This window comes from Erwinia sp., from assembly GCF_031978025.1.
Taxonomy (GTDB): Bacteria; Pseudomonadota; Gammaproteobacteria; order Enterobacterales; family Enterobacteriaceae; genus Erwinia.
The window spans coordinates 1-8,253 of the sequence record NZ_DALZCD010000197.1 but is presented as its reverse complement, the minus strand read 5'-3'; the positions used below and the strand labels follow the sequence as shown (position 1 = coordinate 8,253).

Below are 8,253 nucleotides of genomic sequence, written 5' to 3'. Positions count from 1 at the left end.
GTTGTTTTTTATCAGCGCATTGCCACCTCGCGGGAATCAGATAAAGCCATTGCTGACTCTCTGCTCCGATATAACGATGGCTGCGTAATCACTTGCTCAGCCGCGTCGACATCAAGATGGCTGCCCCTTAATTCAACACGAGCGATTATTAAGTGAAACGGCGTGTATTTTTTCAGCGCTAATGACGAGTTTCACCGCATTATGGGGGAGTGGAAAGTCTGGGCAGTTTAATGAGGACTGATTTCTCTGGCAGCGTCAGCAACAATGAAAAACACAGATGTTTGCTCGTGAACGGCTCTCTCAGTTTACGTCCGCTCTGTGCCAGAAGCGGACATACTTTCCGGTCGTCATGCAATACTCAGCGGATGCTGGCCAAAGGGTTCTGCGTATCGCGTTGATCGAATGCCTGCCGCGCCGCCTCCACTTCCTGCATCTTATCCATCGTCCATTCATGCATGGCCCTGAGCGGAACAATCAGCGTTCGCCCGAGAGGGGTAATTTCATAGGCTACTGCAACGGGTGAAGTCGCCATAACATTTCGGGTTACCATACCGTTGCGTTCAAGCTTACGCAGGCACTGAGTCAGCGCTTTCTGTGTGACGCCTTCCAGTCGATGCTTGATCGCATTAAAGCGCACCGGACCTTGTTCAAGGGTGATTAGCACCATCATCGACCATTTATCCGCAACCTGATCAAACAGCGCCCGACCTGGACAATCGGCAGAAAAACATTCTGGCAGAATAGTAAATGAATTGACTGACATAGCGGTTTCCTCGTGTATACCTGAGCACCTCAAAGTGCCTTATTGACTCTAAGTATAAACAATATACCATTATATTCACAGCACCCATTGAAGCAGAGTTTACCCTTTCCAGGCATAAGCCAGATAACTATCGAGGAATTTCTCCATGCAAAAAGTATTAATTATTAATGGCCATCTTAAATACGCCTATTCACCAGGAAAACTGTCTGCCAGTTATATTGACCGCGCTGAGACACATTTTTCCAATAAGGGCTGGGAAATTGAAAAGACGATGACCGAAGAGGCCTATGACATTGCCACTGAGGTTGAGAAATTCAAACGAGCTGACGTGGTGTTCTTTCAGATGCCGCTAAACTGGATGGGAATGCCGTGGTCTTTGAAGAAATATGTTGATGATGTCTGGGGCGCAGGTATGGTCGGTGAAATGTCTCTTTATGATGGTCGAAGTTCCGCAGCGCCAAAAGAAAATTATGGCATGGGCGGGCTTCTGAAAGGTCGATACATGATCTCCGTCACGGCTAATGCGCCACAGGAGGCTTTCAATAATCCAGCTGAAAAATACTTTGCCGGTCGCAGCGAAGATGATCTGTTACTCCCGGTAGACCTGATCTTTAAATGGATTGGCCTTGAGAAAGTACCGTCATTCTGGGCATACGATGTCATGAAGAATCCCCAGGTCGATGAGGACTTTATCCGTTTCGATGCGCATCTTGAAAAACACTTTTAATATCCGTTTCTTTCAGATGAGTAATTTCCCTGTCACTCAGTAAGATTGAAGTGATCTTTGGTGCGGATCACGGCATTAATGCGGCGGCGGCACATGAGTGCACCGCGCCAGGCCAGCAGAAGCAAAAGAAGCGCCTTTCTGCTGTGGCACAGTATCTGAATGCTTTTAAATGAGTAGCCTGATAAGGCTACTACTACCGAACGGGATGCAGAATCAAAACCTCACCTGGATGCAATAGTGAGGATGGACAACCCTTTTACATCCTGTCAGGACCGCTTCTGACTTAAAGCGGACAGCAGCCTGGCATCCGTCCGCCTGGTGCCAGAGGCGGACACTACTGACAATCGATTGATTCAGGGATTAAAAATTGATCACCACAAATCAGCATTGATAAAGGTTGATGATTTTTAAGTGTAATTTGTAGAAAGGCTACTCGCAGCAGCACTTTTTTGTGCGTGATTTCTTCATGTATAACCACCGGGCCAGCGACCTGAACAGCAAACGTTATGACTTTTATAAGCAATCACGTGGTACTATTTTACTCCTAAACTAAATCAGGATTACGTGATGAATTTCAAGATACACGACAAACTTGTTTATGAAGTTGAATCGCCGGAAGGTCTGCTTTACAGAATGGTAATCATTTACACCTGCGTTATGGCTACGCTAATTATTGTTCTTTTTTGGGCTATGGGTGATACATCAAGACTGAATTTTTACTTCTTTATAAATTCTTGCACTGTAATGTTAATGGTATGGTTTATTAGAAAGTCGTTTAACATTTACTCTGTCGATATGCATCTGCTGGTTTTCAGGATGAGCTTATTTTTACTCCTGAACTCCTCTCTGGTTTCTATGGCGGGCGGGCTTAACCTGATTGAGCGGGATACAGCATCCGTAATATCAGCCCTTATCTACGTTCCGGCCATGCTCATGATTATTTATTCATTTAATAAATTTATATCCTATGTGAATAATAATTATAAATCTGCGGTGAACCTGTCATTAACAGATGAATTGACAGGCTTACCAAACAGACGGCATCTGAACGTTAAACTCAGGGAGATAGAAAACAGGGCGGGAACCATTTGCTTTGCAGACATTGATCACTTTAAGAAAATCAATGATACATATGGCCATGAGACTGGTGATAAAGTATTGAGAACTATAGGGCTGAAGCTGCATAATTTCGTAAGCGATAATTTTTTTATTGCCAGGTCAGGTGGTGAAGAGTTTGTGTTTGTCATTTTTGATAACGCTGATGCTGAAGATATTGTTAGAAAGATAAAAACATCGCTTTCAGAGGGGGGCAACGGAAGCATCAGCGTTACTGTCACTATTGGCGTAGCCGTTAAACAAAAAGAGGACTCATCTTCTGATATTATTTCTGCTGCTGATGATGCACTTTATCGAGGCAAGCGGGCGGGAAGAGATTGCATCATGTACGCTCATCGCTCAGGCTCAGACAACCTTTTTTAAAGGGCTATTTTTGCCCTTTTAATCCCCTTCGATGCGCCGACGATTTCAGATTTTAAGTTCCGGTAAGTGCGGGGATGCGTCCAACTCAGGTTGTGGCACTGGAGTCTGGAGGGGAAGTCTCTCTCGTTGGCCAGGCAGACATTGAAGTATCAATGAGTTGTGAAAGCGTCTGTTGGTTTGCTCCGGCTGCAGGCAAATTTATTACCGACTGCAGGATGCCAAAGTAATACCACGCCAGCCGTTCCGGATCGACATCCTGCGCAATTTCACCCGTTTGTTGCCCCTCCGCCAGGATGTTTAACAATACCTGTCGCTGCTGGTGGATACCCTCTCTCATTGTCATTTTCCCTGCGGCCGTCAGGTCTTCCTGTTCCGTCAGGCTGCGAGACAGCAGACACCCTTTGTGATGACCTGTTCCGGCGCGGCCAGGAAGGAATTCACGCAGTAATGCTTCAACTCTCACTTTTGAGGAAGCAGATTGAATCGAATTCATGCGTGTCAGGACGCGCTCCGTATACAGCCTGAGGCACTCATTGAAAAGCCCGTCCTTATCTCCAAAACGCTGATAAAGGCTTGATCGGGACAGACCTGTTGCTTCAGTAAGGTCGCTGATGGAGGCGCTTGCATAACCATGCCCCCAGAAAACATTAATGGCTGCATTCAGCACGGTGCTTTCATCATATTGCGGTTTACCGCTCATGGATCCTCCGTTGACAAGTTGGAACGATCGTACCAGGATGATTGGACCAATCATTCCATCATATAATAAGGGGTCACCATGCTTATTCAAACAAATCTTCCGGCGCCTGAACTTCGTATCGCTGTTGCGGGTGCGACAGGCCGGGTCGGTTCACACTTAATCAAGCAACTTTCATCAGACTCTGTAGAGCTTATTTCACTCACACGTCAGAAAGTCCCTGAAAGTACTTCCGACAAGATAGCCTCTGTTGTAGTGGATTTTGATAAGCCCTCAACGTTAGAAACGGGACTCAGGGGAGCCGATAAGCTTTTTATTGCCCACGGTACCTCTCCTCAACAGGTGGCTAATGAGATAGCACTCATTGACGCTGCGGTAAAAACAGGCGTACGCCATATTGTTAAACTCTCGGTAATGGGGCCAGCCACCCCCCTTAACCCTTTTGCATGGCATGCAGTGATAGAGGCTCATCTGGCCCAACAATCCGTGGCCTCGACGGTATTAAGACCAACGACTTTTATGGATGTACTTAAGCGCGCCGGAAGTCATGTTACCACCGGAACCTGGGCGGGGGCTGCAGGGCATGGACGTGTGAATCTGATTGATAGCCGGGATGTAGCCGATGTGGCACGTGCCGCATTGCTTGAAAAAGTGGCAGAGCACTCGCGGCGTGCGTACCACCTTACTGGTTCGCGTAACTGGACAATGCATGAGGTCGCAGAGGAGTTATCCCGTCTTTTAGGTTATACGGTCAGCTATTTCGATCGCTCTCCCGAGGAGCAGCGAACTGCGTTACTGGCCGAAGGTCTCTCTCCATTCGTTGCTGATCTATTACTTGGACTGGATCGCATATTCAATCAGTCAGTCCTGACAGAGCGGACCCTGACAGTTGAAGAACTAACCGGGTCACCACCACGCGAGTTGTCTGGTTGGCTCAAAGAAAATATTGAGTTGTTCAGGTAAAACACTGCTTGTTTCATACAAGAATATTACTGGTACAGGGTGGGGCCATGGTTTCCTGTGACTATATTGCCCTCGTCATGTCCGCTTTTCGATCATAGCGGACAGTAACCTGACGTCCGGCTTTGTGCCAGAAGCGAACATTGATACGCGATTTTAAAGCTTGCAAGGAGCATGGCGAGCTTAGGTCGATTAAGTTTTATGTCAGCCTTTCAAGGTCTTCGCAAAACATACTGCCTCTTTACGACCCAGGTATGGTCCGTAATTCTCAATGCGTATGTATCCGTTTTTCATATAGAAATTTACTGCTCTGCAGTTAACATGCCGCGTTTCAAGCCAAAGTTCGTTATATCCCATGCTCTTCGCAGTTGTTTCCAGGAAAGTAAGCAAGGCACTACCAATGCCGGGAAAGCTACGGTCTGAAAACATCCTTTTAAGTTCAGCTATATTTTCAGTTAACGGACGAATAGCTCCGCATCCTATCGCTTTTCCCCTGCTGTCCCTTGCTAGTGCCCATAAAGCTCTGTCCTCATTTATTGAGTCTATCGTGAAGTTGCTTTTGCCACTATCGCCGGTAATAGAGGCAAGCTCTGCTGACAGTTTTTCTATTAAGTAACGAGAGTCTGGAGAATGTGGATCTGATTTCTCTATGGTTATCATCCCAATGTCCTTTTCAATAATATTCGCCAGGCCAGAAGCAGATGATGACAAAGACGTCATCCTTCAAATAATGATGCTGATCAGATAGCTTGGAGCATAATCGCCTGAACGGATCTACCTTTACGTCCGCTTCTGGCTCATTATGGGCACTTTCCGATTCCGAAGGCCGGTTTGTACCAGAAGCAAACATTAACGAGTCTAAGAAGGATCATACTCCCAGTCAGATGGAGCACTGTAAATATTACCCTCGTCGTCCATTACACGAGCGTGGAGACACTCGGCGATATATAACATCTTTTTGTATATCTGCGTGTCTGGCCATTTGGTGTAAATATTGCTGTCACTCCAGTCAAGCCATGCCTCATTATGCGATGAAGGCCCTGACCATAAAGCATGATAATCACCATTTTTAAGATCCCTCGTTAATTCATTGTCGCTGTCGATGAAGGCAACCCACTCCTCATGAGTGATTTGGGCTTCTTCATTTTCTGCCCAAAAGTCAGCTCGTGTTATATAGAACTCTACGCCCATGATCTCTCCATTAACGAATCAAACATCGTTTTTGCTTAGCGACTTCACTTACAAATTAACACAGACATTTGTTTTTAATCGTGTCACACCTGAACATCTGTATATGATTACGTCTGTTTTTCGCTCATAGCGGATGTTACGCCCAAACCGGTCCGCGTTGTGCCAAAAGCGGACGTTGGTTATACCCGGTTGGATATGCCATAAAACAAAGCCGGGTGGCCTGCCCCCAATTTCAGGTGACTTGAGCCGCTTCACTTCGGAGACTTCCATGCCGCCGAACTTCTTGCGCCAGGCGTAAAAAGTGGCGTCTGAAATGGCATGCTTGCGGCAGAATTCACGGGAAGAAACTCCGGCTTTGGCCTCGCGGAGGATACTGATGATCTGTTCGTCGGAAAACAGCTTCTTCATGGGGATGTCCTCATGTGGCTAATGAAGACATTACTCATATCGCGGTGTATAAATCAACGGGGAACAGGTCACTTAGCAAGCGCCAGAATGACGGTCGCCAGTTAGTGCTGGCGGCCGTTTTTTTGGATGCATTGAAGCTCGCATTATCAGAGGGAATTACTGACCCTTTCCTTTACCAAACTAAGGAAACCACTCGGTGTGGTGTCCCATAATTCTGTTGAGAATTCTGAGCCATAGCAGCTTTCAAAATCCTCTTCCAGGTTATCACTTTGCTCAATAAACTGCTCAATATCGCCTATCAGGCCATGCCATGCAGCTGGCGCATTATCAGCGATCCAGGCATCAATTTGAGCCTCTACGCTTTCCCCACTACCAAACAGATCATAATCCTGACCAAAATATATAGCGAGCAGATTATCCAGCCAGAATGTGTTGAGTTTCTTCATATTAACCACCGGGAAAGAAGTAAGGACGAAGTAAGGTTTGCTATTCCATTACTCAAATCAAGAATAAAAATGACGGTCGCCATTTAGAGCTGGCGACCGCTTTTGCTCAACAACGCAAAAAGGTATCTATTCAGGCACAATATGCATGGCTAGTTATTGATTTGCATTATTTTAATATCAAACTTGCTACAGTCGTTGACCGTGCATATACCGCTATACCATAACTCTCCATGCGGGCCGACCATGATCCCTGTGTCTTTAGCAAACAGATCCTCATATTTCTGCCCTAAAATGATTTTTACTAAGCGGTTGTTAAAGATTTTATCGTAATGTTTAACAAAATCCCGACTATCAGCTAGATCGATTTCTTTATGAGCGACAGTGACGGTAAGTGGATAATCGACCATTGAAGCAACGGTTTCTTTGTCTTTCTTCTCAACTGATTTCTGGAGCTTTGTTAGAAAATCGTGGTACTGCTGATGCGTATTAGCACCCATCAGTGTATCCAGGCGAGAATCCACTTCCTGATCGTTACCGGCGAATGCCGTAGTGGCACTGCACAGTGACAGCAAGAGAATGAGTGGTAATTTTTTAAGCATATTATTCCTGCCTGAATGGTGCGGCTTCTTCCAGCCTTCTTTTGTACAAGGGGAACAAATTTTTTGGTTTTTCGATTTTATGACCTTTTGCATCATGTTTGAAGACATAGATGTATTGCAGCATTTTATCGTACACCACTTTCATATCGCCGCGATCGGCTGCCTTCATAACTGAAGACGGATTAGATACGTTGTAAGTGAAGGAAACCAGGCTATCAAACTGAGCTTGTGTAAGGCGATGATTCCTTACTTTACGACGAATATACTGTTCGACTTTATGAACGTGCCTTGCCAGCGCAGTATTAACGTCCTGTGCTGCAACGTGTGTCTTTAGTTCCTACTCCCCACGTACAGCTTCCTGCATGAGGCCCCAGGTCGTTGTAGTAGCACGCCTTCGCGTATCCGTAGCTGGCCATATCCTTTCGTACTAAAAGAAATCGAATCATTAACCCCGGCCATAAGATTTATCTTCTCCTTCTATAGATATGGCTGTGGACTCTCCCCCAACATGCAAAGTCGGCCTCTCGCTTAGCGCGGATCTTGCCTGATGCATATGTCCACATTGTGCCAGGAGCGGACATTGGAAACGACAGGTTGAGTTAACAGGACAGGGTAATCTTTTAGTTTTTGACAACTGAGAACTAGTGATATCTGGCCCGTTGAAACGGGCCTCATGCCTCAATTTAAATTGAAAAATAGTTTGGATGACCAACAGAAAACAATTGAAACGTAAAAGTTATGATCAATTAGATAGTAATTAGCTCAGAAATTTTTTTGGCCACAATTGTCAGTATATCTTCAGCCGTGTCTAGACCGCTTCGGGAACCAAGTAAAGGACTGACATTCCGTAGTGCTTCATAGGTTGTATTGTGGGCTCTGTTGCAAAAATCTGGAGGCGATAAACTTATCGCCACTTTTAGCGGAGGGCGCAAGCACATGAACCCATTTAAAGGCCGGCATTTTCAGCGTGATATTATCCTTTG

9 protein-coding genes and 2 pseudogenes are annotated in these 8,253 nt (G+C 45.7%); 3 read left to right on the top strand and 8 right to left on the bottom strand.

All coding sequences use genetic code 11. From position 1 onward, the window contains the following. Nucleotides 1–358: 358 nt before the first annotated feature. On the bottom strand, nt 359–763 hold the full coding sequence (locus RTK32_RS15285; RefSeq protein WP_312045459.1) for a helix-turn-helix domain-containing protein: 405 nt from the start codon (nt 761–763) through the stop codon (nt 359–361). 145 nt (nt 764–908) lie between these two features. Between RTK32_RS15285 and RTK32_RS15280 the strand changes: the two genes are divergently transcribed. Together RTK32_RS15280 and RTK32_RS15275 are read left to right on the top strand one after the other, a co-directional pair. Then, entirely contained in the window at nt 909–1,490 is a 582-nt protein-coding gene (locus tag RTK32_RS15280; RefSeq protein WP_312045457.1) for an NAD(P)H-dependent oxidoreductase, read from the top strand. A gap of 567 nt (nt 1,491–2,057) precedes the next feature. After that, entirely contained in the window at nt 2,058–2,969 is a 912-nt protein-coding gene (locus tag RTK32_RS15275; RefSeq protein WP_312045455.1) for a GGDEF domain-containing protein, read from the top strand. An 85-nt stretch (nt 2,970–3,054) separates the two neighbouring features. On the opposite strand, the gene RTK32_RS15270 is transcribed toward RTK32_RS15275, so the two are convergent. Then, complete coding sequence (locus tag RTK32_RS15270; protein WP_312045454.1) at nt 3,055–3,669, bottom strand: TetR/AcrR family transcriptional regulator; 615 nt, start codon at nt 3,667–3,669, stop codon at nt 3,055–3,057. 78 nt (nt 3,670–3,747) lie between these two features. Between RTK32_RS15270 and RTK32_RS15265 the strand changes: the two genes are divergently transcribed. Beyond that, a complete protein-coding gene (locus RTK32_RS15265; RefSeq protein WP_312045452.1) occupies nt 3,748–4,629 on the top strand; it encodes an SDR family oxidoreductase in 882 nt (293 codons plus the stop codon). A 201-nt stretch (nt 4,630–4,830) separates the two neighbouring features. On the opposite strand, the gene RTK32_RS15260 is transcribed toward RTK32_RS15265, so the two are convergent. The 6 genes and pseudogenes from RTK32_RS15260 to RTK32_RS15235 all read right to left on the bottom strand — a co-directional run. Then, complete coding sequence (locus RTK32_RS15260) at nt 4,831–5,286, bottom strand: GNAT family N-acetyltransferase (RefSeq protein WP_312045461.1); 456 nt, start codon at nt 5,284–5,286, stop codon at nt 4,831–4,833. 198 nt (nt 5,287–5,484) lie between these two features. Then, complete coding sequence (locus tag RTK32_RS15255) at nt 5,485–5,817, bottom strand: hypothetical protein (RefSeq protein ID WP_312045451.1); 333 nt, start codon at nt 5,815–5,817, stop codon at nt 5,485–5,487. A 231-nt stretch (nt 5,818–6,048) separates the two neighbouring features. Further along, a pseudogene (gene tnpA, locus RTK32_RS15250) lies at nt 6,049–6,225 on the bottom strand (IS66 family insertion sequence element accessory protein TnpA); the annotation flags it as partial. 146 nt (nt 6,226–6,371) lie between these two features. Next, nucleotides 6,372–6,671 carry a contact-dependent growth inhibition system immunity protein gene (locus tag RTK32_RS15245; RefSeq protein ID WP_312045450.1) on the bottom strand — a complete coding sequence of 100 codons (300 nt, stop codon included), beginning with the start codon at nt 6,669–6,671 and terminating at the stop codon, nt 6,372–6,374. A 149-nt stretch (nt 6,672–6,820) separates the two neighbouring features. Continuing rightward, nucleotides 6,821–7,270: a hypothetical protein gene (locus tag RTK32_RS15240; protein ID WP_312045449.1), complete on the bottom strand. Its 450-nt coding sequence runs from the start codon at nt 7,268–7,270 to the stop codon at nt 6,821–6,823. Nucleotide 7,271: 1 nt separating this feature from the next. Then, nucleotides 7,272–7,580 (bottom strand): annotated as a pseudogene (locus tag RTK32_RS15235) (glycoside hydrolase family protein); the annotation flags it as partial. Between the last annotated feature and the right edge of the window lie 673 nt (nt 7,581–8,253).

Excerpts from the sequence above, each read along its gene's own strand:
- RTK32_RS15285 (WP_312045459.1), bottom strand. The coding sequence starts at position 763 with ATGTCAGTCAATTCATTTACTATTCTGCCAGAATGTTTTTCTGCCGAT.
- RTK32_RS15280 (WP_312045457.1), top strand. The coding sequence starts at position 909 with ATGCAAAAAGTATTAATTATTAATGGCCATCTTAAATACGCCTATTCA.
- RTK32_RS15275 (WP_312045455.1), top strand. The coding sequence starts at position 2,058 with ATGAATTTCAAGATACACGACAAACTTGTTTATGAAGTTGAATCGCCG.
- RTK32_RS15270 (WP_312045454.1), bottom strand. The coding sequence starts at position 3,669 with ATGAGCGGTAAACCGCAATATGATGAAAGCACCGTGCTGAATGCAGCC.
- RTK32_RS15265 (WP_312045452.1), top strand. The coding sequence starts at position 3,748 with ATGCTTATTCAAACAAATCTTCCGGCGCCTGAACTTCGTATCGCTGTT.
- RTK32_RS15260 (WP_312045461.1), bottom strand. The coding sequence starts at position 5,286 with ATGATAACCATAGAGAAATCAGATCCACATTCTCCAGACTCTCGTTAC.
- RTK32_RS15255 (WP_312045451.1), bottom strand. The coding sequence starts at position 5,817 with ATGGGCGTAGAGTTCTATATAACACGAGCTGACTTTTGGGCAGAAAAT.
- RTK32_RS15245 (WP_312045450.1), bottom strand. The coding sequence starts at position 6,671 with ATGAAGAAACTCAACACATTCTGGCTGGATAATCTGCTCGCTATATAT.
- RTK32_RS15240 (WP_312045449.1), bottom strand. The coding sequence starts at position 7,270 with ATGCTTAAAAAATTACCACTCATTCTCTTGCTGTCACTGTGCAGTGCC.